At 48.1% G+C, this 24030-nt stretch carries 21 protein-coding genes, 3 pseudogenes and 1 riboswitch; of the genes and pseudogenes, 12 read left to right on the forward strand and 12 right to left on the reverse strand.

Annotated features, from left to right (window positions below):
- Position 1: 1 nt before the first annotated feature.
- Both D908_RS10945 and D908_RS10940 read right to left on the reverse strand, forming a co-directional pair.
- Positions 2-958: a LysR family transcriptional regulator gene (locus D908_RS10945; RefSeq protein ID WP_000418088.1), complete on the reverse strand. Its 957-nt coding sequence runs from the start codon at positions 956-958 to the stop codon at positions 2-4.
- Between the two features lie 134 nt (positions 959-1092).
- A complete protein-coding gene (locus D908_RS10940; protein WP_000958280.1) occupies positions 1093-1278 on the reverse strand; it encodes a hypothetical protein in 186 nt (61 codons plus the stop codon).
- A gap of 136 nt (positions 1279-1414) precedes the next feature.
- Here D908_RS10940 and tusA point away from each other — a divergent pair, with 136 nt between their 5' ends.
- On the forward strand, positions 1415-1663 hold the full coding sequence (gene tusA, locus D908_RS10935; RefSeq protein ID WP_000143761.1) for a sulfurtransferase TusA: 249 nt from the start codon (positions 1415-1417) through the stop codon (positions 1661-1663).
- Between the two features lie 45 nt (positions 1664-1708).
- On the opposite strand, the gene D908_RS10930 is transcribed toward tusA, so the two are convergent.
- Both D908_RS10930 and D908_RS10925 read right to left on the reverse strand, forming a co-directional pair.
- On the reverse strand, positions 1709-1966 hold the full coding sequence (locus tag D908_RS10930) for a hypothetical protein (protein ID WP_000957996.1): 258 nt from the start codon (positions 1964-1966) through the stop codon (positions 1709-1711).
- A gap of 117 nt (positions 1967-2083) precedes the next feature.
- The gene (locus D908_RS10925; RefSeq protein ID WP_005524187.1) at positions 2084-2638 is read right to left on the reverse strand and encodes a TMEM165/GDT1 family protein; all 555 of its coding nucleotides are present in this window, start codon (positions 2636-2638) and stop codon (positions 2084-2086) included.
- A gap of 92 nt (positions 2639-2730) precedes the next feature.
- Positions 2731-2841: riboswitch (yybP-ykoY riboswitch) on the reverse strand.
- A 213-nt stretch (positions 2842-3054) separates the two neighbouring features.
- On the opposite strand from D908_RS10925, the gene glyQ reads away from it, so the two are divergent.
- The 3 genes and pseudogenes from glyQ to D908_RS0119295 all read left to right on the forward strand — a co-directional run bounded on the left by glyQ (position 3055) and on the right by D908_RS0119295 (position 7555).
- Entirely contained in the window at positions 3055-3972 is a 918-nt protein-coding gene (gene glyQ / locus D908_RS10920) for a glycine--tRNA ligase subunit alpha (RefSeq protein ID WP_001174901.1), read from the forward strand.
- A 14-nt stretch (positions 3973-3986) separates the two neighbouring features.
- A complete protein-coding gene (gene glyS, locus D908_RS10915) occupies positions 3987-6053 on the forward strand; it encodes a glycine--tRNA ligase subunit beta (protein ID WP_005524189.1) in 2067 nt (688 codons plus the stop codon).
- A 244-nt stretch (positions 6054-6297) separates the two neighbouring features.
- Positions 6298-7555, forward strand: a pseudogene (locus D908_RS0119295) (valine--pyruvate transaminase).
- An 87-nt stretch (positions 7556-7642) separates the two neighbouring features.
- Here the strand turns inward: D908_RS0119295 and D908_RS10910 are convergent.
- The 6 genes and pseudogenes from D908_RS10910 to dnaA form a co-directional block, all read right to left on the reverse strand.
- Positions 7643-8080 carry an Hsp20 family protein gene (locus D908_RS10910; RefSeq protein ID WP_001261063.1) on the reverse strand — a complete coding sequence of 146 codons (438 nt, stop codon included), beginning with the start codon at positions 8078-8080 and terminating at the stop codon, positions 7643-7645.
- 400 nt (positions 8081-8480) lie between these two features.
- Positions 8481-8901, reverse strand: a pseudogene (locus tag D908_RS10900) (transcription elongation factor GreAB); the annotation flags it as partial.
- Positions 8902-9359: 458 nt separating this feature from the next.
- A complete protein-coding gene (gene gyrB / locus D908_RS10895; protein WP_000070030.1) occupies positions 9360-11777 on the reverse strand; it encodes a DNA topoisomerase (ATP-hydrolyzing) subunit B in 2418 nt (805 codons plus the stop codon).
- Between the two features lie 20 nt (positions 11778-11797).
- Entirely contained in the window at positions 11798-12889 is a 1092-nt protein-coding gene (gene recF / locus D908_RS10890; protein WP_005524193.1) for a DNA replication/repair protein RecF, read from the reverse strand.
- 18 nt (positions 12890-12907) lie between these two features.
- A complete protein-coding gene (gene dnaN / locus D908_RS10885; RefSeq protein WP_000673170.1) occupies positions 12908-14008 on the reverse strand; it encodes a DNA polymerase III subunit beta in 1101 nt (366 codons plus the stop codon).
- A 58-nt stretch (positions 14009-14066) separates the two neighbouring features.
- On the reverse strand, positions 14067-15470 hold the full coding sequence (gene dnaA, locus D908_RS10880) for a chromosomal replication initiator protein DnaA (protein WP_000099213.1): 1404 nt from the start codon (positions 15468-15470) through the stop codon (positions 14067-14069).
- 311 nt (positions 15471-15781) lie between these two features.
- On the opposite strand from dnaA, the gene D908_RS10875 reads away from it, so the two are divergent.
- The 8 genes from D908_RS10875 (at position 15782) to mnmE (ending at position 22066) form a co-directional block, all read left to right on the forward strand.
- Complete coding sequence (locus D908_RS10875) at positions 15782-16528, forward strand: amino acid ABC transporter substrate-binding protein (protein WP_000683490.1); 747 nt, start codon at positions 15782-15784, stop codon at positions 16526-16528.
- A gap of 77 nt (positions 16529-16605) precedes the next feature.
- Positions 16606-17277 carry an amino acid ABC transporter permease gene (locus D908_RS10870; RefSeq protein ID WP_000505209.1) on the forward strand — a complete coding sequence of 224 codons (672 nt, stop codon included), beginning with the start codon at positions 16606-16608 and terminating at the stop codon, positions 17275-17277.
- Positions 17274-18011: an amino acid ABC transporter ATP-binding protein gene (locus D908_RS10865; RefSeq protein ID WP_000561078.1), complete on the forward strand. Its 738-nt coding sequence runs from the start codon at positions 17274-17276 to the stop codon at positions 18009-18011. The genes D908_RS10870 and D908_RS10865 overlap by 4 nt, the downstream gene beginning before the upstream one ends.
- A gap of 241 nt (positions 18012-18252) precedes the next feature.
- Complete coding sequence (gene rpmH / locus D908_RS10860; protein WP_000044781.1) at positions 18253-18390, forward strand: 50S ribosomal protein L34; 138 nt, start codon at positions 18253-18255, stop codon at positions 18388-18390.
- Positions 18391-18435: 45 nt separating this feature from the next.
- On the forward strand, positions 18436-18759 hold the full coding sequence (gene rnpA, locus D908_RS10855; RefSeq protein WP_000957258.1) for a ribonuclease P protein component: 324 nt from the start codon (positions 18436-18438) through the stop codon (positions 18757-18759).
- Entirely contained in the window at positions 18726-18983 is a 258-nt protein-coding gene (gene yidD, locus D908_RS10850) for a membrane protein insertion efficiency factor YidD (RefSeq protein WP_001886301.1), read from the forward strand. The genes rnpA and yidD overlap by 34 nt, the downstream gene beginning before the upstream one ends.
- 2 nt (positions 18984-18985) lie before the next feature.
- Positions 18986-20611, forward strand: a complete 1626-nt coding sequence (gene yidC, locus D908_RS10845) for a membrane protein insertase YidC (protein ID WP_005524199.1) — start codon at positions 18986-18988, stop codon at positions 20609-20611.
- Between the two features lie 93 nt (positions 20612-20704).
- Positions 20705-22066, forward strand: a complete 1362-nt coding sequence (gene mnmE, locus D908_RS10840; protein ID WP_005524209.1) for a tRNA uridine-5-carboxymethylaminomethyl(34) synthesis GTPase MnmE — start codon at positions 20705-20707, stop codon at positions 22064-22066.
- A 96-nt stretch (positions 22067-22162) separates the two neighbouring features.
- Here mnmE and D908_RS0119300 read toward each other — a convergent pair.
- Positions 22163-23618, reverse strand: a pseudogene (locus D908_RS0119300) (NAD-dependent succinate-semialdehyde dehydrogenase).
- Between the two features lie 116 nt (positions 23619-23734).
- Positions 23735-24028: a DUF1330 domain-containing protein gene (locus D908_RS10835; RefSeq protein WP_005524212.1), complete on the reverse strand. Its 294-nt coding sequence runs from the start codon at positions 24026-24028 to the stop codon at positions 23735-23737.
- Between the last annotated feature and the right edge of the window lie 2 nt (positions 24029-24030).

Raw genomic sequence — 24030 nt, forward strand, 5'->3', positions numbered from 1 at the left:
CCTATATGGGCCTTGAATTGTCGAGTCCCATATCTTCTACTCGCTTGGCAATCAGCTTGCCGCACTCTTCTTTTACAATACTGCGCAGCCACTCCTGAGCGGGTGAATGCTCACAACGCGGATGCCAAATCATCGAATAGTCAAACGGTGTAAAAGAAAATGGTAGAGGTTTCACCACTAGGTTGTACCGCTCGGCAACCAAATAGGCTAAGTCAGCCGGAACCGTGATGATGAGCGGCATAGTATCAATAATGGCCAACGCCGCCTCCAGATGATAAGCCCTGAGAACCATTCGACGTGCAGGTAATCCCTCCAGCGCCTGTTCAAGCAGTGCTTTCACACCATCACTGATCGCAATCATCGAGTGTGGATAATCGAGATAATCCTGCAGTGTCATTGACGATTGGGCTAGCGGATGATGTTCCGATAATAGACACAGCACTCCAACACGCCCCAATACCTCACTTTGCAATGGTTCCACCGAGCGAATTGGTCGGCAAATCGCTAAATCCGCCCCATCATAAGTCAACTGATCAACAAGTCGCTCATGTTGCAGCGGCAAGAATTCAAATGCGACATTTGGTGCTTCCTGATAAATACGCGGCAAAGCAAAAGGCAGAATGGTCTGCATCGCATAATCGGTAGTCGCTATCGTAAAGGTTTGATCACAAGACTTAGGATTGAACTCGGCTGGTGACAATAATTGACGCAGCGTTTCTAGAGGCTCGCCAAGTTCACGATTCAATGCCAACGCTTTTTCTGTCGGGATGAGATGCTGACCATGGCGTGTAAATAAAGGATCATCAATCAGATGCCGCAAGCGGCCAAGAACCCGGCTCATGGCTGATTGACTTAAATTCAATCTCTCTGCTGCCTTGCTAACACTGCACTCTTCAACGAGCACACGCAGAGCGACCAGAAGATTGAGATCGCGCCGATAGATATCTTCTAATTCCACACCCTATTCCGAGGTTGATGGCTGATAAACCAGAGTGTAACCAATAGATAAAAAAAATCCCGCCTTTCAGCGGGGAAGCCCAAGAAAAATGGGGATAGTGTCGGAATGTAATTGAGCGTAGTCAGTGAGGTCGGTTAACGATGTGGTTGCTCAGAGGCATCCTGCTCGCTACGCATCTCCAGCCAAATACCGAAGATAGAAGCTGCAGTTCCTACTACAGGCATGAGCTGAGCTTGTGTGGTTTCTCCCAAGCCCAAGGCACATAAGGAAATGAAACACAAAACAGCATAGATGGTCAGTCTATCGAGTGTGGTTAACATCATTTCCTCGCTTAACTTTGTTACTAACTTGTTAAGGAAGTTATAACAGAATGTTCCATTTGCCAAGCGATTATTGAATATTTTTTCTCCACCAGTATTATCTACGCCTTAATTGTGACACCCAGCAGGTTTTAGCATGACTTTTAATCCGGACATTGCCACGCATACCTTAGAAGCAGAAGGATTACGCTGCCCAGAACCCGTGATGATGGTGAGGAAAACCATCCGTACGATGCAAGAGGGTGAAGTGCTGTTAGTGAAAGCTGACGATCCTTCTACAACTCGTGATATCCCCAGTTTCTGCCGTTTTATGGATCACCAATTAATCGCGGCGCAGACGGACCAACTGCCTTACCAGTACCTGATCAAAAAAGGTCTGGCGTAAAAACAAAAAAGACTGCCAAGGCAGTCTTTTTTCATCGCATTTATTTCACACTTCTTCGATGTTGCGAATCTCTGCTTGCAGCTTATGCAGCTGCTTTTTCATTTCACGCACTTCATTGTGCAGAGGAATGATATGCGCCACCCGGATCCATGATTCCACGGTTAATCCCGTCATCACAATGGCACCAATCACCATTGGCATCCACAGATCGGTTAATGTCATACCCAACAGCGTAAGCACTAAGCCAAAGGTGAATAAGTAACTTTGGCTTTTGGCACTCATTCCCATATAGCGTGTCAGCATAGTGATGTCCTCTTTGCATGAGTTCTAACTACACCCTAGCACGAGACACCCCTTCGGGATGGGCAGTCGATCACGCTGTTTAGTTCTGTTACACAATATCGTGATGACGAAAAACCATTAATACCAAGCAGCTGCAACGGCCAAAGCTAAAAACAGCAGCGCCGTGACTTTACGAATCAGTGCCAGTGGCAGTTTATCAGCAGAGAGTTTACCCACCAGCACCACAGGTACATTGGCCAGCAACATGCCAATAGTCGTACCTAATACAACCCAGCTCAGCGCTTCTGCGTATTGAGCACCAAGAATCGATGTGGCGATCTGCGTTTTGTCGCCAATTTCCGCAACAAAAAAGGCAATAAAACTGGCGATAAAGGGACCTCGATTGGAGATCGACTCTTCCTCATCCAGCTTGTCTGGGATCAGTACCCAGCCCGCCATTGCTAGGAAGCTGGCTACGACCACCCATTTCAAAATGTCTGGTGACAAATAATCAGCCACGACAACACCGAGCCAAGCAGCCAGCGCGTGATTGGCAAGAGTGGAGAGAAAAATCGCGGCAATAATCGGAATTGGTTTACGGTAGCGGCTGGCTAGTAACAGAGATAACAACTGGGTTTTGTCCCCGATCTCCGCCAAAGCAACCGTAGTGATTGAAATAGCTAAAACGCTCATACCATGCTCATTGGGACAGGGATTTTATTATTAAACCGTAGACAAACAATCACGCCCTATCCCAGTTCGTGTTGTTTGTCTAAGGTCTTGCTAAACCTGAAGGCTCAAGTCTCACACACCATGGTAATTGAGTACCAAATATGTTGATGTGTGAATCGCAAAGTTGAAAACTTAGCGACCAGCTACTCCCCAAAGACGGAGCGAATTCTAGCCACCGAAATCAGGAATCGCAACCCTCACTCTCCACTTTTCCCTGATTCAGAGAGAAAATGGCACAAAAGTCGGGAAAAATGAGCGTAAAAGAAATTATTGTCGATTAATTCAGCAAGATTTCCTCTACTTTGTCAGGGAATATCTGGGTATACTTCAGTGTTATTTTTTATCAATTCAGACAGAAGAATCGCGCGAACCTGACTATGCAAAAATACGACATCAAAACCTTTCAGGGTATGATCCTCGCGCTGCAGGATTATTGGGCCCAACAAGGCTGTACTATTGTGCAACCTCTCGACATGGAAGTGGGTGCAGGTACTTCTCACCCGATGACTTGCTTACGAGCATTAGGCCCTGAACCTATCGCAACCGCGTATGTTCAACCCTCACGCCGCCCAACTGACGGCCGCTACGGTGAAAACCCAAATCGTCTACAACACTATTACCAGTTCCAGGTGATCATCAAACCATCACCAGACAACATCCAAGAGCTGTACCTAGGTTCACTGCGCGTACTGGGTGTTGACCCATGTGTGCACGATATCCGCTTCGTGGAAGACAACTGGGAAAACCCAACCTTAGGTGCTTGGGGTCTTGGCTGGGAAGTGTGGCTAAACGGCATGGAAGTGACTCAGTTTACTTACTTCCAGCAAGTTGGCGGTCTTGAGTGTAAGCCTGTGACCGGCGAAATCACTTACGGTATTGAGCGTCTAGCAATGTACATTCAGGGCGTGGATTCCGTTTACGATCTGGTCTGGACCGATGGCCCACTGGGCAAAGTCACTTACGGTGACATCTTCCACCAAAACGAAGTTGAGCAATCCACTTACAACTTTGAACACGCGGATGTGGATTTCCTCTTCACTTACTTCGACCAGTGCGAAAAAGAGTGTAAATACCTGCTGGAGCTTGAAAAACCACTGCCTCTGCCAGCCTACGAGCGTATTTTGAAAGCGGCACACGCCTTCAACCTGCTCGATGCGCGCAAAGCGATCTCAGTGACAGAGCGCCAGCGCTACATTCTGCGCATTCGCAACCTAACCAAATCGGTCGCCGAAGCTTATTACGCATCCCGTGAAGCTCTGGGCTTCCCTATGTGTAAGAAGTCAGAACAGAAGTAAGGGGAAGACGTCACATGGCAAAAGAATTTTTAATTGAGCTAGGCACAGAAGAGCTGCCACCAAAGCAACTGCGCACGCTGGCTGAAGCCTTTGCGGCAAATTTTGCGGCAGAACTGGCCGCAGCAGACATCGCACATGAAGGCGTAACTTGGTTTGCCACTCCACGTCGTTTGGCACTGAAAGTGGCCAATTTGGCAGAAAGCCAACCGGATCGCGTCGTTGAAAAACGTGGTCCAGCAGTCAACGTTGCATTTGATGCCGATGGCAAGCCAACCAAAGCCGCTGAAGGCTGGGCGCGTGGCAATGGCATCACGGTGGAACAAGCAGAACGTCTAGTCACAGACAAAGGCGAATGGCTGCTGTTCAAAGAACAAGTGCAAGGCCAACAAACCGCTTCTGTTGTCGTGGAAATGGCTGCCAAAGCGCTGGCTAACCTGCCGATTGCGAAACCGATGCGTTGGGGCGATAAAGAAACCCAATTTATCCGCCCAGTGAAAACACTGACTATCCTGTTTGGTAGCGAACTGATCCAAGGCGAAATCCTAGGCGTGAAATCTGACCGCATCGTACGTGGTCACCGTTTCATGGGCGAACCTGAGTTCACCATCGAATCGGCTGAGCAGTATCCTGCGATCCTTGAAGAGCGCGGCAAAGTCATCGCTGACTACGCGACTCGTAAAGCGATGATCATTGAAGGCTCACAACAAGCGGCTAAACAGCTCGGCGGTATCGCGGATCTGGAAGATGCGCTGGTAGAAGAAGTGACCTCGCTGGTGGAATGGCCAGTGGTCATGACTGCGAAATTTGAAGAAAAATTCCTCAAAGTTCCGGCAGAAGCTTTGGTGTACACCATGAAAGGTGACCAAAAGTACTTCCCAGTTTATGACGCGAACAAAAAACTGCTGCCTAACTTCATCTTCGTTTCGAACATCGAATCGAAAGAGCCTCGCCACATTGTGGAAGGTAACGAGAAGGTGGTTCGTCCACGTCTGGCTGATGCAGAGTTCTTCTTTAATACTGACCGTAAGCGCCCACTGGTGGATCGCCTATCTCTGCTGGAAAACGCGATTTTCCAACAGCAACTCGGCACGATTAAAGACAAAACCGACCGCATTACTGAACTGGCTGGCTACATCGCAGAACAGATCGGTGCTGACGTGGAGAAATCTAAGCGTGCAGGCTTACTGGCAAAATGTGACCTAATGACCTCGATGGTGTTTGAATTTACCGACACCCAAGGCGTGATGGGTATGCACTATGCGCGTCACGATGGCGAAGCAGAAGAAGTTGCAGTTGCGCTGAACGAGCAGTACATGCCACGTTTCGCGGGTGATGAACTGCCAAGCCGTGGTGTTTCAGCTGCAGTCGCAATGGCTGACAAACTCGATACTATCGTAGGTATCTTTGGTATTGGTCAGGCGCCGAAAGGCAGTGACCCATTTGCTCTGCGTCGTGCTTCACTGGGTGTACTGCGTATTCTGGTTGAGTACGGCTACCAGTTGGATCTGGTGGATTTGATCGCCAAAGCCAAATCACTGTTTGGTGACCGCCTCACTAACGCCAACGTTGAGCAGGAAGTGATCGAGTTTATGCTTGGCCGTTTCCCAACCTGGTACCAAGATGCGGGCTTTAGCATCGACATCATCCAAGCGGTACTGGCGCGTAACCCAACCAAACCCGCCGACTTTGATCAGCGTGTGAAAGCCGTATCGCACTTCCGCGCTCTTGAAGAAGCCGAAGCACTGGCTGCTGCCAACAAGCGTGTAGGCAACATTCTGGCTAAGTACGATGGCGAATTGGGTGAAGAAATCGATCTGGCTCTGCTGCAAGAAGATGCGGAAAAAGCCTTAGCCGAAGCCGTCGAAATCATGGCAGAAGCGTTAGAACCAGCCTTTGCAACTGGTAACTACCAAGAAGCCCTGAGCAAACTTGCTGGCCTGCGCGCCCCTGTCGATGCCTTCTTCGACAACGTAATGGTTATGGCTGACGATGAAGCACTGAAGAAGAACCGTCTAACGCTGCTCAACAAGCTGCGTAATCTGTTCCTACAAATTGCCGACATTTCGCTCCTGCAAAAATAATCTGCAGCACGATAATTTCATCATCTAAGCAAATCAATCAAAGTGGCCAGTAACCCACGGCCGCTTTGAGTCACCAAACGTTAAGCCCAACTCGTAAGAGTTGGGCTTTGTTTTTGATCGTCACAAAAATAGTGCTTTGCCTCTCAAAAACATTGCGGTATGTTCAAGAACTACTCTAAACGGCGGAGATTCCACCGGTACATTCGTTTCGCAAACACACAATCAATGATCAGGTAGTCGAGCAATGCAGTATTCCTCTTTTGGCGAAAAGTTTAATCGCTACTCCGGTATTACCCAGTTAATGGATGATTTGAACGATGGTCTGCGCACTCCGGGCGCGATCATGCTTGGTGGAGGTAATCCTGCCGCCATTCCTGCCATGCTCGATTATTTTCATAACACCAGCGCCGAAATGCTGGCCGATGGTTCACTACTCAATGCCATGACCAATTACGACGGTCCACAGGGCAAAGATGTGTTTGTAAAATCTCTCGCGACGCTGCTGCGTGAGACTTATGGCTGGAATATCAGCGAAAAAAACATCACCTTGACCAACGGCAGCCAGAGTGGCTTTTTCTACCTGTTTAACTTGTTTGCCGGCAAACAACCCGATGGTTCACACAAAAAAAATCCTCCTGCCCCTCGCGCCAGAATATATTGGCTACGGTGATGCAGGCATTGATGAAGATATTTTTGTCTCCTACCGTCCGGAGATTGAGCTGCTCGATAAAGGACTCTTCAAATACCATGTGGACTTTTCTGAGCTGAAAGTCGATGAGTCGGTGGCCGCGATCTGTGTTTCTCGCCCCACCAACCCAACCGGTAATGTGTTAACCGAAGAGGAAATCCACAAACTCGACCAATTAGCACGTGATAACGGTGTGCCTTTAATTATCGACAATGCTTACGGCGTGCCATTCCCTAACATCATTTTTGAAGACGTTGAGCCGTTTTGGAACGACAACACCATCTTGTGCATGAGCCTGTCCAAACTTGGTCTGCCCGGCCTTCGCTGCGGCATTGTGATCGCCAATGAAGCAGTGACTCAAGCGCTGACCAACATGAATGGCATCATCAGCTTAGCGCCTGGCAGTATGGGGCCAGCACTGGTGCAGCGCATGATTGAAAAAGGCGATCTGCTCAAATTAAGCGAGCAGGTGATCAAGCCGTTTTACCGCCAGAAAGCGCAACATGCGGTGGAGCTGCTGCAAAGTGCGATTGATGATCCGCGTTTTCGCATCCATAAACCGGAAGGGGCGATCTTCCTCTGGCTGTGGTTTGACGAACTACCGATCACGACGATGGAGCTTTACCAACGTTTGAAAGCGCGTGGCGTATTGATTGTACCGGGCGAATATTTCTTTATCGGCCAGCCACAAGAGTGGCCGCACGCTCATCAGTGCTTACGCATGAACTATGTGCAGAATGAACAAGCGATGGAGCAAGGCATTACCATCATCGCCGAAGAAGTACAAAAAGCGTATCAACAAGCTAACGTCTAAATACCTAAACTGGAAAATGCAAAAAGCCCGCGAATCTTGCGGGCTTCTTTTTATCTAGCGTTCAGTGCGTTAAAACGCTGCGCAGAGTTATTTGTTTTCCAGCAGGTGCTTGCCGTTAATCGCAATTTTGCGTGGCTGCATCGCTTCTGGAATTTCGCGCTCTAAATCAATGTGCAGCAGGCCATGTTCCATGGTCGCGCCAGTGACTTTCACGTAATCCGCTAATTGGAATTTACGTTCAAAATCGCGCTCGGCAATGCCCTGATAGATGTAGTTTTTGCTCTCTTCAGGTTTACGCTCACCGCGCACAATCAAAGTATTCTCTTGTTGAGTAATATCGATCTCTTCATCGCCAAAACCGGCTACCGCCATGGTAATACGATATTGGTTGTCTTCTTTTTGCTCGATATTGTATGGAGGGTATCCGCCTTGGGCGTTTTTCGCCGCGGTGCTTTCCATCATGTTCAGTAGACGGTCAAAGCCAATTGCGTTGCGGTACAGTGGAGTAAAATCTACAGTTCTCATATTCCTATCCTCTTTGATTAAGCAATAGTCTTAACAATGACTTGTTAAGTCGCCCGATCCATTCTTATGACCTGAATCGGCACAGTTTCAGTTAGGTAACGCGCTCCTCAATTGAGCAAGGGCGTTATTCCAGTTCAGAGGTCCTAGCGGCATCCTCTTCATTTCCAGATATAAGGTCGCTCAAAACCATTTCAAGTTTTTGCCAAAAAAAATTTTGAAAAAAAGCCCGACACTGAGTCGGGCTAATTTGGATAATGCACTTTATCCTAACTTAACGGCCTTTGTTTTTGCGTGGCTTAATCACTGAACTCTCTTGCGCTTTTTCTTGCTTCTGCTTGCGCTTCTCTTTGAGCGTTAATTGCGGTTTTTTCATCTCTTGTTTACTCATGACAAACTCCTTATGACTGGCATAACAGACATGGGCAGAGCTTGGTTTGATTGCCCATGCTTATGTGTTTAACGTGAGTAATGGCAAAGCAATGGCGCTGTCCCCAAATCGACAACTCAAACACTTCATGCTGACGACGACCAAATAAAGCGGCACCAAGCAAGGAGTCGCAAGTCACGCCACCATGTATTTCGTCCTGATGTTCAGGTGCGACAAGAGTGACTTGAAACGCAAGCTGACGGTGAGCATCCACTAAGCTCACCGTATCCCCAAGCTTAATGCGGTGTGGCGCTCGCTCAGTAGGTGAACGAGGTTGATCAAGCTTCTCGAACAACTCGAGCAGCAACAAAGGGGATTGATAGGTGAAAAAGCGGCTGCGTAGCCACCAACCGGCGAGATAACGCCGAATATTCAGAGATAACCGTTTCAGCATGAGATTTCCTTTGCTCATTCCATTACCAACAATGACAAATCGATGAGTGTGCCCGGGAGTGAAAACACTCCCGGCTCAATTCACAAAGGCAACCATCCTGACCTCCGGTCGGTAAACGATGAATAATAAAGGGTTCACAAGCCACTATAGTGGCTAAAAAAACGAATGCAACTCAATGAAATTTAGGAAAAAAATGAAAGCCTAATAAACTAAATTTCAGGATAGAAAAGCCTTACTTCTCGCCCGTTTTTAGCGCATTAGGCCAAGAAGCATAGATATTCGACACAAAATTTTTATTGCGCTCTTTTATGCTTCCTAAAAGCTGAACGAGTCATGTAATTGGCGTAGATAAGAGCCACCAACATTTCAGCGGCTTCAATATGAAAGGGATTAAAAGGATAAAAAAAGCAGCGCCACAGCGCTGCTTTTTAATCGCAGATTGTTAATCAACCAAACGCTTATACGTCGAGGTTGGCCACTTTCAGTGCGTTGGTTTCGATAAATGCACGACGTGGTTCAACTTGATCACCCATTAGAGTAGTGAACAGCTCATCCGCGCCTACCGCATCTTCGATGGTCACTTGCATCATACGACGAGTGTCTGGATCCATCGTGGTTTCCCACAGCTGATCTGGGTTCATTTCACCTAGACCTTTATAACGTTGGATAGACAGACCGCGACGCGATTCTTTGATCAACCACTCTAGTGCTGCTGCAAAGCTGCTGATCGGCTGAACACGTTCACCACGCTTGATGAAAGCACCAGCTTCAATCAAACCGTCCAGCGCTTCAGACAGATCCGCCAGTTTGGCGTACTCTTTCGAGTTGATCAGATCCGCGCTCAATAAGTATTCATGAGTCACACCGTGGGTACGTACCTGAACTTTTGGCAGGTACACATTCAGCTCAGCATTGTGTTCAACCAGAACGCTGTATTGGCTCGCTCCGACTTCTTTAGCATTCAGTTGTTCTACTAAACGCTGTGTCCAAGCTTCAACCGCCGCTTTGTCAGCACACAAGTCAGCATTGATGCGTGGTACGTAAATCAGCTCATGCAGCATCGCGTAAGGGTAACGGCGGCTCATGCGCTCAACCAGTTTGATCGCAGCGTTGTACTGCTGAACCAGCTTCTCAAGCGGTTCACCCGCCAATGCAGGAGCATCGGCATTCACGTGCAGCTCTGCGCCATCCATCGCCAGTGCCACTTGGTATTGGTTCATCGCGTCTTCATCTTTGATGTACTGCTCTTGTTTGCCTTTCTTCACTTTGTAGAGTGGTGGCTGAGCAATGTAGATGTAACCACGCTCAATCAGCTCAGGCATTTGGCGGTAGAAGAAGGTCAACAGCAGAGTACGAATGTGCGAGCCGTCGACGTCCGCATCGGTCATGATGATGATGTTGTGGTAACGCAGTTTATCTGGGTTGTATTCATCACGGCCGATACCACAGCCTAATGCAGTGATCAGGGTCGCGACTTCTTGTGAAGACAACATCTTGTCAAAACGTGCTTTTTCTACGTTGAGGATTTTACCTTTCAGCGGCAGAATCGCTTGATTCTTACGGTTACGGCCTTGCTTAGCTGAACCGCCCGCTGAGTCTCCTTCCACTATGTAGAGTTCAGACAATGCTGGGTCTTTTTCCTGACAATCCGCCAATTTGCCTGGCAAACCAGCTAAGTCTAGCGCGCCTTTACGACGAGTCATTTCACGTGCTTTACGCGCTGCTTCACGAGCACGCGCCGCATCAATAATCTTCGAACAAACGTTTTTCGCTTCGCTTGGGTTTTCCGCCAGGAAATCCGCCAGCTTCTCATTCATGGCTGACTCAACCGCGGATTTCACTTCCGAAGAAACCAGCTTATCTTTGGTTTGGCTCGAGAATTTAGGATCCGGTACTTTCACCGAAACCACCGCCGTTAAGCCTTCACGCGCATCATCACCCGAGGTTGCCGCTTGGGCTTTCTTCGAGAAGCCTTCTTTGTCCATGTAGTTGTTCAAAGTACGGGTCAACGCACCACGGAAACCGGCTAAGTGGGTACCGCCATCACGCTGTGGGATGTTGTTGGTAAAGCAGTAGATGTTTTCTTGGAAACCATCGTTCCACTGCATTGCCACTTCCACGCTGATGCCATCTTCACGCTCTTGGTTGAAGTGGAATACTTTTTCATGGATCGGCGTTTTGTTACGGTTCAAGTGGGTAACAAACGCTTGAATACCACCTTCATACATGAAGTGGTCTTTCTTATCTTCTTCACGCTCATCCGTCAGCTTGATCGACACGCCAGAGTTCAGGAATGACAGCTCACGCAGGCGTTTAGCCAGAATGTCGTAATGGAATTCGATATTGGTAAAAGTCTGTGCACTAGGCCAGAAACGTACGGTAGTACCGGTACGCTCAGTCTCACCCACTACAGACAACGGTGCTTGTGGCACACCGTGATGGTAAGTTTGGGTGTGAATCTTGCCACCACGATAAATGGTAAGCAGCACTTTTTCTGACAGGGCATTCACTACCGACACACCTACCCCGTGTAGACCACCGGAGACTTTATAGGAGTTGTCGTCAAATTTACCGCCTGCGTGCAGTACGGTCATGATGACTTCTGCGGCAGATACTTTCTCTTCAGGATGCATTTCAGTCGGGATACCACGACCGTCATCGCTGACTGACACTGAGTTGTCTTCGTGGATAGTGACCACGATGTCTTTACAGTAACCCGCCAACGCTTCATCAATTGAGTTATCTACCACCTCAAAAACCATGTGGTGCAGACCGGTGCCATCATCAGTGTCGCCGATGTACATACCCGGACGCTTACGTACCGCATCCAGACCCTTCAGTACCTTAATACTCGATGAATCGTAATTGTTCGACATGAGTTACTCTCTCACTCTGTTTATCCTTGCTCTATTACACCGTGGGCAACATGAAATGTTTTACTGGACTCATCCAACATATCCGCCACTTGGCTTTCGGTAATAGAACTTACAAAAACCTGCGCCCCCGTCCCTTTTAGGCTATCTGCCAAACGTTGGCGACGTAGGCTATCCAACTCGGAAGCAAAATCATCGATAAGATAAATGCATTGCTTTCCCGTCAACTCGGTCAGGTGCTGCCCTTGCGCTACTCGCAAAGCACACACCATTAACTTCAGTTGTCCCCGTGACAACACATCTTCCACCGGAGTTGCGTTTACTTTAATCCGCAAATCGGCTTTGTTGGGTCCGCTAAAGGTGTAACCCAACTGCTGATCCCGTTCGAAGTTTTTTTCCAGAATCGATTGATAAGGCTGATCTTTTTCCCAACCTCGATAATACTTTAAGTCGATATCGAATTCTGGCAAAAATGTGCGACATAGTTGTTCTGCCACACATTTCAATTGATTGACGTAACTTTCACGCCACTGGTCAATCTGCTCTGCCAAACGTGCTAATTCCTGATCCCAATAACTGAGTTCACGGTAGCTTTGTGCACTTTTCAACAGCGCATTACGCTGCTTGCTGAGTCGCTTAAACCGACCCCAAGCATCATAAAATGCGGGCTCGGTATGAAACACACCCCAATCGATAAATGCACGACGCTGTTTCGGTCCATCGGTCAGCAGTTCAAAGCCTTCCGGATGAATCAATTGCAGCGGCAAAATCTGCGCTAATTGCGCCAACTTTTGCCCAGTTTGGCCGCCTATTTTAACCTCAGTTGAGCCGTCACGCTGCTTATTAATGCCGACAGGTAGCTCAAATTGATCAGAGGTCAAAGAATGCTCACAAATTCGACCATGAACAAACAGTTCTGGGCATTCATTTTGAATAATCCGCCCCGTCAGCGAGCTTTTAAATGAACGGCCATGACCGAGCAGATAAATCGCCTCAAGCACACTGGTTTTACCGCTGCCGTTAGGCCCGATAAGAAAGTTAAAGCCTGCTGATAGGCGAATATCACAGGCTTTAATATTACGAAACTGTTGGATAACTAACCGGGAAAGCGGCATGGTAACTCGGTTATACCTTTAGAGACGGATTGGCATCACCACATACATGGCGCTGTCATCATCAACATTCTCAACCAAGGCACTGGCGTTGGCATCCGACATGGATACACGCACATTTTCGCAACGCAGCGTGTTAAGCACATCCAAGATGTAGCTGACGTTAAAACCAATCTCAATCGGCTCGCCTTCAAAGCTCACATCCAGCAACTCTTCCGCTTCTTCTTGCTCTGGGTTATTGGCAGTAATGCGCATTTCGTTATCGGCCAGATTAACGCGCACACCACGGAATTTTTCATTCGACAGAATCGCTGCACGCGAAAATGCCTGACGTAATTCCTCACAACCCGCTTGTAGCGTTTTGCTGGTATGTTGCGGCAATACGCGGCGATAATCAGGGAAACGACCATCAACCAACTTCGAAGTAAACACAAAGTGATTCACTTCTGCACGCAAGTTAGAGTGGCCGATTTGCAGCACCACAGGTTGCTCTGGCGCATCGAGCAGTTTCACCAGCTCGAGTACCCCTTTACGCGGCACAATGATCTGCTTTTGCGCAAAATCCGCACCCAACTGAGCTTGCGCCACCGCCATACGGTGACCATCGGTCGCGACTGAACGCAAGGTGGTGCCATCAATTTCAAACAGCATGCCGTTTAAGTAGTAGCGTACATCTTGGTTGGCCATGGAAAACTGCGTTTTCTCAATCAGGCCACGCAGCTCCGCTTGAGTCAGTGAGACTTGCACTTCACTTTGCCAATCTTCGATGTTCGGGAAATCATTGGCAGGTAAAGTTGCGAGCGAGAAACGGCTACGACCAGAACGTACTTGGATGCGATCGCCTTCTAACAGCACAGTGATCACTGCACTATCTGGCAAACCACGGCAAATATCTAAAAACTTACGCGCAGGAACCGTAATGCTGCCTGCTTCAAATTCACCTTCTAACGTCACACGGCTGATCAGTTCCACTTCCAAATCGGTGGCTGTCATCGACAGTTGATTTTCTTCCACCTTGAGCAACAAATTACCCAAGATCGGCAAGCTGGCGCGGCCACCTAAAGTGCCAGACACCTGCTGCAATGGTTTAATCAAGTGGCTACGTTCAATGGTAAATTTCATAGTCTTCTCTTAAACGGAGTGAAAGCGAAATACGCAAGTGCGCTAACCATAGCGCAAATTAAGAGGAAAGCGTACGAATCAGGTTCGAATAATCTTCTTTGATATCGTGACTCTCTTCGCGCAATTGCTCGATTTTACGGCAGGCGTGTAACACAGTCGTGTGGTCACGACCGCCAAACGCATCACCAATCTCAGGCAAGCTGTGGTTGGTCAGCTCTTTAGCTAATGCCATCGCCAATTGACGAGGACGAGCGACCGAACGCGAACGGCGTTTTGAGAGCAGATCCGCCACCTTAATTTTGTAGTATTCGGCAACGGTTTTCTGAATGTTATCAATCGTGACCAGCTTTTCTTGCAGTGCTAATAAGTCACGTAGCGCTTCACGCACGAAATCAATCGTGATCGGGCGACCGGTAAAGTTGGCGTTGGCGATCACGCGGTTCAGTGCGCCTTCCAACTCACGTACGTTAGAGCGTAGACGTTTAGCAATAAAGAAAGCCACTTCATCCGGCAGATGAATTTGGTGATCTTCGGCTTTTTTCATCAAGATCGCGACGCGGGTTTCCAATTCCGGCGGCTCGATCGCTACCGTTAAACCCCAACCAAAACGCGATTTGAGACGATCTTCCACCCCATTGATCTCTTTAGGATAACGGTCAGAGGTCAAAATAATCTGTTGATTGCCTTCCAATAATGCGTTGAAGGTGTGGAAAAATTCTTCCTGTGAACGCTCTTTGTTGGCAAAAAACTGAATATCGTCGATCAGCAAAGCATCCACACTGCGATAGTAGCGTTTGAATTCTTCAATCGCGTTATTTTGCAGGGCTTTAACCATGTCTTGCACGAAACGCTCAGAGTGCATATACACCACTTTTGCGTTTGGGTTGTTATCAACAATCGCGTTGCCCACCGCATGCAGCAGGTGAGTTTTACCCAAACCGGTGCCGCCATACAAAAAGAGGGGGTTATACGCCGCGCCAGGGTTATCCGATACTTGGCGAGCCGCCGCTAAACCTAACTGGTTGGATTTACCTTCTACGAAGTTGTTGAACTTGTGTTTAGGGTTCACGTTCGAGCGGTGAGTAATATCGGCCGCAGCGCTGTCATCATCCCACGTTTTATGGATAGGTTTACGCTGCGCCAATTGCGCAGGAGCCGATGATTCGGCCGCAACATCCGCTGCCGTACGCACAGGCGCAGGTTTTGGTGCAACCACAGGGCGACTACCCACTTCAAAACGCAAGTTAGGTACATCATTGCCACTGAATTCCATCAGCAGACGGTTGATGTTGTTGAGGTACTTATCGCGGACCCAATCCAACACAAAGCGGTTCGGGGCGAACAAAGTGAGAGTATTGTCATTGAGCTCCGCTTGAAGCGGACGCACCCACATACTGAATTCTGCGGCAGGTAGCTCTTCCTGAAGCCGTTGCAAACATTGCAACCATAGCGAAGATGACACGATTCCCTCACTCAAAAATCAACGATCGGTAAAGAGGGGCAATTCTACCTGTTGATAACTCAGATCGCCAGCGCTGGATCAACGATCCAGTGAATAAGATCTAAGTTATTCACATTATTTTATGGCTAATAAGTAAGATCCTCACACATTTTACGCGTGCTACCCACATAAAGATCCACATATCTAAAGATCTTTAGCAGTTATCCCCACCTTTTTGATTTTGATCAGTTATTGTTAATAACTACTGGTTATTTCTTTTAATGATTTAATTACCAGTAGTATATAAACATAAATGATACAGGAGTCACACAATGAAACACTGGTTTAACATCGCTCTGGCTGCCCTAGCCCTTTCTTCTGCTACTGTTCAGGCCGCCACTGATGTCAAAGTCGGCATGTCTGGCCGTTACTTCCCTTTCACTTTCGTGAAAAAAGACGAGCTGCAAGGCTTTGAAATTGACGTATGGAATGAAATTGGCAAACGCAATGATTATAAGGTGGAGTTTGTTACCGCGAACTTCTCAGGTTTGTTTGGCCTGCTAGAAACTGGGCGCATCGACACCATTTCTAACCAAATCACTATCACTGATGCACGTAAAGCCAAATATCTGTTTTCTGATCCATATGTAATTGATGGCGCGCAAATCACCGTACGTAAAGGTAATGACTCCATCAAAGGTATTGAAGACCTTGCGGGTAAAACGGTTGCGGTAAACTTAGGTTCTAACTTCGAGCAACTGCTACGCAGCCATGACAAAGACGGCAAAATCAACATCAAAACCTACGATACTGGGATTGAACACGATGTTGCTTTAGGTCGTGCTGATGCTTTCGTGATGGATCGTCTTTCAGCGCTTGAGCTGATTGAAAAGACGGGTCTACCACTACAACTAGCGGGTTCACCGTTTGAAACTATCGAAAACGCTTGGCCATTTGTGAACAACGAAAAAGGTCAACAACTGCAAGGTGAAGTCAATAAAGCACTCGCTACCATGCGCACTGACGGTACGTTAAGCAAAATCGCCATCAAGTGGTTTGGCACAGATATCTCTCAATAATTCTAGTACTCCAAGCTAGACTCTATAAAGGTGGGGATCGGTATCCCCACCTTTCGCTATTCTAATGAGGAAAGTAGATGGGTTTTGACTTTCACTACATGCTTGAGTTGCTGCCGATATTGCTCAAATATCTGGGGACAACACTCGAAATGGCAAGTTGGGGATTGGTCTTTGCGCTGATTTTGGCTCTGGTTTTAGCCAATATTCGAGTGTTCAAAGTGCCTGTTTTGGATCCACTCAGCCAGCTCTACATCAGCTTCTTTCGTGGAACACCGCTGTTAGTGCAGCTCTTTTTGCTTTACTACGGCTTGCCACAAATTTTTCCGCTATTAGTAGGACTAGACGCATTCAGCGCCGCGGTGATCGGTTTAACCCTGCATTTTGCCGCTTACATGGCGGAAAGCATCCGTGCAGCCATCATTGGTATAGATCGTAGCCAGATGGAAGCCAGTTTGTCGGTGGGTATGACCACTTCGCAAGCAATGCGCCGGATCATCTTGCCGCAAGCCGCACGTGTCGCTTTGCCCTCTTTGATGAACTACTTCATTGATATGATCAAATCGACCTCGCTGGCTTTTACCCTTGGCGTGGCGGAAATCATGGCCAAAGCGCAAATGGAAGCATCTTCCAGCTTCCGCTTCTTCGAAGCCTTCCTTGCGGTTGCCCTCATCTATTGGGTAGTGGTTTTGGTGTTAACTCGCCTGCAATCTTGGGCGGAACAGAAACTCAATAAGGCGTACGCACGATGATCGCTCTAAACAATATCCACAAACAGTTTGGTGCTAGTGAAGTGCTTAAGGGCATCGATCTCGAAATCCAGCGCGGCGAAATCGTGGTTATCATCGGCTCCAGCGGAACCGGCAAATCTACCCTACTGCGTTGTGTGAATTTTCTTGAACAAGCAGATCAAGGCACCATCAGCATCGATGAACTCACCGTTGATACCCAGCGGCATACGAAAGCCGATGTGCTCGCTCTGCGCCGTAAAACCGGGTTTGTGTTTCAAAACTACGCGCTATTCGCTCATTTAACTGCGCGGGAAAACATCGCCGAAGCTTTGATCACCGTGCGAGGTTGGAAAAAAGATCAAGCCCACCAGCGGGCGCAACAAATCCTCGATGATATTGGTCTTGGAGAGAAAGGCGATAGCTACCCTGCCGCACTGTCGGGTGGCCAGCAACAACGCGTAGGCATTGGCCGAGCCATGGCTCTACAGCCGGAGTTACTGCTGTTTGATGAACCCACCTCCGCCCTAGACCCAGAATGGGTCGGTGAAGTGTTGGCACTGATGAAAAAATTGGCGACACAACACCAGACCATGCTGGTGGTCACCCATGAGATGCAGTTTGCCAAAGAGGTGGCGGATCGGGTGATCTTTATGGCGGAAGGAAATATTGTTGAGCAAGGTTCTCCACAGGATATTTTTGACCATCCACAGGATCCTCGCTTACGAAAATTCCTTAATCAAGTCGGGATCCGTTAAGGATCCTTGAGATTTTATTGTTTGCCCGTATAATCGGCCGACCGGAAATAAAGTGGCAACCAGAATGAATAAGCTCATTGAGTGAGTTCGGACTGGAGAAAACCGAATCATTGACACCTTTTGTGACAGTGATTACAATTCCGCCTCTTTGTTGAGAGGCGTCGGCGTCTTCAGTGAAGACCATAATGCCCACGCCGGGTTAACCAAGAACCTAAAACTACTGATCAGTAAAGGTAACATCATGTCTAAACGCACTTTTCAACCTTCAGTTCTGAAGCGCAAGCGTACTCACGGTTTCCGTGCTCGCATGGCGACTGCGAACGGTCGTAAAGTTCTGAATGCACGTCGTGCAAAAGGCCGTAAGCGCCTTTCAAAATAATCTCGAATTATTTTGAGTACGTACGCATTCAATCGGGAGTTACGTTTGTTAACTCCCGAACATTATCAAAAAGTCTTCCAGCAAGCTCACAGTGCTGGTTCTCCTCATCTCACAATCATCGCTCGCGCTAATAACCTTTCTCATCCTCGTTTGGGACTCGCGGTTCCTAAAAAGCAGATCAAAACTGCCGTAGGCCGTAATCGATTCAAACGCCTCTGTCGAGAAAGCTTTCGCTTACATCAAAATCAACTTGCTCACAAAGATTTTGTTGTCATTGCCAAAAAGAGCGCGCAAGATTTGAGCAATGAAGAACTGTTTAACTTGCTTGGCAAACTATGGCAACGCCTCTCTCGCCCTTCTCGTGGTTAGCCATTGGTATTGTAAAACTTTACCAGTGGTTCATTAGTCCACTCATCGGCCCACGCTGTCGATTCACTCCAACTTGTTCCACGTATGCGATAGAAGCGCTGCGAGCTCACGGTTTTATAAAAGGATGTTGGTTATCCACCAAACGTCTATTAAAATGCCACCCTTTGAACGAAGGGGGCTTTGACCCCGTTCCACCAGTCCAAAAACAAGACAGAGATAAATAACGATGGATTCTCAACGTAATATCTTGTTAATCGCCTTGGCATTGGTTTCTTTCCTACTGTTTCAACAATGGCAAGTAGCAAAGAACCCAGCACCGCAAGCGACACAGCAGGCCCAATCCACAGGCGCAGCTCCTGCACCTTCATTTTCAGATGAGTTAGATCCAACGCCTGCACCAAATGCGGCAGCGCAGGCAAAGACCATTACCGTCACCAGTGATGTGCTGACTCTGTCTATCGATACGCTCGGCGGCGATATCGTGAGTGCAAAGCTGAATCAGTACTCCGAAGAACTGGATTCGTCTGAGCCTTTTGTCTTGTTGCAAAACACCCAAGGCCATCAGTTTATTGCACAAAGTGGTTTAGTCGGCCCACAAGGCATTGACGTTACCAGCAATAACCGCCCAGCTTACCAAGTGAGTGCAGATAGCTTCTCTCTGGCCGAAGGCCAAGATGAATTGCGCATTCCGATGACGTATCAAGCGAATGGCATTGATTACACCAAAACCTTCATCCTCAAGCGTGGTAGCTATGCAGTGGATGTGGTGTTTGACGTAGCCAACAACTCAGGTAATGCAGCCACTTTAGGTATGTATGCTCACCTGCGCCAAAATCTGCTGGATTCTGGTGGCAACTTAGCCATGCCAACTTATCGTGGTGGTGCGTACTCAACGAGCGATGTTCGTTACAAGAAGTACAGCTTCGACGATATGAAAGATCGTAACCTCAGTGTACCAAACGATGTGACGGTAAACTGGGTAGCGATGATCCAGCACTACTTTGCTTCTGCATGGATCCCACGTGATGAGCCACAAGCTCAGCTTTACTCACGTGTTATTAATAATTTAGGTGATATGGGTATCCGTACACCAAACAAAACCATTGCTAACGGTGATAAAGCAGAATTTGAAGCTACCCTATGGGTAGGTCCAAAACTGCAAGACCAAATGGTCGCGGTAGCGCCTAACCTTGATCTGGTTGTGGACTACGGTTGGTTATGGTTCATTGCGAAACCACTACATTGGTTGCTGTCGTTTATTCAGAGCTTTGTGGGCAACTGGGGTGTGGCAATCATCTGCTTAACCTTTATTGTTCGTGGTGCGATGTACCCGCTTACCAAAGCACAATACACCTCAATGGCGAAAATGCGCATGCTGCAACCTAAACTGCAAGCAATGCGTGAGCGTATTGGCGATGATCGCCAACGCATGAGCCAAGAGATGATGGAACTGTACAAGAAAGAGAAAGTAAACCCACTTGGTGGCTGTTTACCAATCCTTCTGCAAATGCCAATTTTCATCGCTCTGTACTGGGCACTGATGGAATCGGTAGAGCTGCGTCACTCACCTTTCTTTGGCTGGATTCATGACCTGTCAGCACAAGATCCTTACTACATTTTGCCGCTACTGATGGGTGCGAGTATGTTCGTAATCCAGAAGATGAGCCCGACGACGATCACTGATCCAATGCAGCAGAAGATCATGACCTTCATGCCAGTGATGTTTACCTTCTTCTTCCTGTGGTTCCCATCAGGCCTGGTTCTGTACTGGTTGGTGTCGAACATCGTAACTCTTATCCAGCAAACGCTGATTTATAAAGCGCTGGAGAAGAAAGGCTTACACTCCAAGTAAGTTGGAGTAACTGATAAAGAGGCGGCCAAAAGGTCGCCTTTTTGTTGGTCGCTGTTTACAATGACGCTAATTCAATCCTGTTCAGGTAACACTATGACAACAGATACCATTGTCGCGCAGGCTACGGCACTTGGCCGTGGTGGTGTCGGCATTATTCGTGTATCAGGCCCACTGGCTGCCCACGTAGCACAGACGGTGACTGGACGCACGCTCAGACCCCGTTATGCCGAATACTTGCCTTTCACTGATGAAAATGGCCAGCAACTCGATCAAGGTATTGCGCTGTTTTTCCCTAATCCTCATTCGTTTACGGGTGAAGATGTACTTGAGCTGCAAGGCCACGGCGGTCCGGTAGTCATGGATATGCTTATCCGACGCATTCTGCAGATCAACGGCGTCCGCCCAGCGCGTCCCGGGGAGTTCTCAGAGCGCGCGTTTCTCAATGACAAGATGGACTTAACCCAAGCAGAAGCCATCGCTGACTTGATTGATGCCAGCTCAGAGCAAGCTGCAAAATCTGCGCTGCAATCACTACAAGGCGAGTTTTCCAAACGCATCCATACGCTTGTCGAGTCACTCATTCACCTACGTATCTACGTAGAAGCGGCGATTGATTTCCCAGAGGAAGAGATTGATTTTCTGGCCGATGGTAAGGTTTCTGCCGATCTACAAACCATCATCGATAATCTCGCCGCTGTGCGCCGTGAAGCTAACCAAGGCGCGATTATGCGCGAAGGAATGAAGGTAGTAATTGCTGGGCGTCCTAATGCCGGTAAATCCAGCCTACTCAACGCGCTTTCAGGTAAAGAGTCTGCCATCGTGACTGATATTGCCGGTACCACCCGTGATGTCCTGCGCGAGCATATCCACATTGATGGTATGCCACTGCACATCATAGATACCGCAGGGCTACGAGATGCCTCTGATGCGGTAGAAAAAATTGGTATCGAACGCGCGTGGGAAGAAATTCGCCAAGCCGATCGCGTGCTATTTATGGTGGATGGCACCACTACTGAAGCCACTGATCCGCAAGAAATCTGGCCTGACTTTGTCGATAAATTGCCAGAGAACATTGGGATCACCGTGATCCGTAACAAAGCGGATCAAACGGGTGAACCGCTGGGGATCTGCCATGTCAATCAACCGACGTTGATCCGCCTATCAGCTAAAACCGGTCAAGGTGTAGATGCGCTACGCCAACACCTAAAAGAGTGTATGGGGTTTGCAGGCAACCAAGAAGGTGGTTTCATGGCACGTCGTCGCCATTTAGATGCCCTAGAGCGCGCTGCGGAGCACTTGGATATTGGCCAGCAACAGCTCGAAGGCTATATGGCTGGAGAAATTTTGGCGGAAGAACTGCGTATTACCCAACAACATCTCAACGAAATTACTGGTGAATTCAGTTCTGATGATCTGCTTGGCCGCATTTTTTCTTCATTCTGTATCGGTAAATAACATCTCGTTTTTATCGGTTTATCTGTAGAACCTAAGGCACTGTTTATTCAGTTAAACAGTGCTTTTTTATTTTAATCAGAGTTGTTCCTTAGCTCATTAAGCACCCAAATTGATGTATTTAAAATGCAGATATTCCTCGATTCCATGTGAAGAACCTTCGCTGCCTAAGCCACTTTGCTTAACACCGCCAAACGGTGCGACTTCCGTCGTGACCAAACCAGCGTTGACGCCAACCATACCACTCTCCAACGCACGCGATACGCGGAAGATGCGTGACAAATTACGCGTGTAGAAATATGAGGCTAATCCAAACTCCGTCGCATTGGCTTTGTCGATAGCTTCTTGCTCCTCTTTAAAGCGAAACAGAGCAGCCACCGGACCAAACGTTTCTTCATGAGCAATCAACATATTATCAGCGGCATTGGCAATCACTGTTGGTTCGAAGAAAGTTGCACCGAGTGAATGACGTTTACCACCGACAAGAACTTGACCACCTTTGCTTATCGCATCAGCAACATGTTCTTCAATCTTAGTGACTGCGGCGACGTTGATAAGTGGGCCTTGCTGCACATCTGGTTCAAAACCGCTGCCTACCTTAATTGTGCCTACGCGCTCGGCAAAGCGTTGTGCAAATTCATCATAAATACTGTCTTGTACGTAAAAACGATTGGTACAAATACAGGTCTGCCCACTGTTACGATACTTTGATGCAAGCGCCCCCTCGATAGCTGCGTCTATATCCGCATCCTCGAACACGATGAAAGGAGCATTCCCACCCAACTCTAACGAGAGCTTCTTCATTGTGTCTGCGGATTGCCCATAAAGCAGCTTACCAACACGAGTGGATCCGGTAAAAGTTAGCTTACGTACGCGAGCATCAGCTGTCAGTTCACCACCAATCACTGCCGCATCACCCGTTACGACATTTACAACACCAGCTGGGATACCCACTTTTTCACGCTAATACCCCCCATAACAAACCGCTATAAGGAGTGAATTCAGCTGGTTTAACTACTATGGTACAACCTGCGGCCAATGCCGGGGCAACCTTGCGTGCCAGCATCAAGAAGGGAAAATTCCACGGCGAAATCGCCGCGACAACTCCAACAGGCTCACGAGTCACCAGAATTTGGCGATCTTTCCAAGGTGATGGAATGATTTCACCATTTATCCGTCGTGCTTCCTCTGCAAACCACTGGATGTAATCAGCACCCAACGTTATTTCTGCGCGAGCTTCAACCAGCGGCTTACCTTGCTCTAGAGTGAGCATAGCCGCGAGATCATCCAAGTTTTCGCGCACAAGTCGCGCCATCATTTGCAGCCGCTCTGCACGCTCAAATGCAGTGGTCATTGACCAGTGTTGAAAAGCCTCATGAGCAGCATCAATAGCCTGATGAGTTTCAATAGCGCCAGAAAGAGCTATGGTGCCAATCTGTTTACCCGTTGCTGGGTCTTCCACAGCCAAGGTACGACCATCATTGGCCCCCGTCCATTGACCATTAATGTAATTGGTTTCCCGCAACCAGTCCGTCGTTCGAATGTATTCCAGCATTACAATCACCTATGATCCTTAGAGAGAATTTCGTTAAGACTCTGTATTGGTACGGAAACCTTAAATACCGAACCAATACAAAGCTTCTCATGTTATGTCGTGATAACTAGGCCGAACTAGGCATCTAAACCTTCAACGATAAAAACACGATAGTCTGCTCCACGATGACGATAAACCCGAGCCGCTCTATAGGCCGAGCTGCGATACCATCGATGGGCATCTTCCATGGTGCGGAACTTGTTGATAACCACACCATCAACAGGTTCACCTTCCAACATGTCTAACGCACCGTAAAAGGCCAAACGCTCTATACTGTGTCCTTCACGAGCAAGTGGAGCCAAGCGAGCATAGTTATCCAACTCTGCTTGGTCGGTCACGCGCTCGCGGATCATCACCACATAAGCACTCATGG

Source organism: Vibrio mimicus CAIM 602, from assembly GCF_000338875.1.
Classification (GTDB): Bacteria; Pseudomonadota; Gammaproteobacteria; order Enterobacterales; family Vibrionaceae; genus Vibrio; species Vibrio mimicus.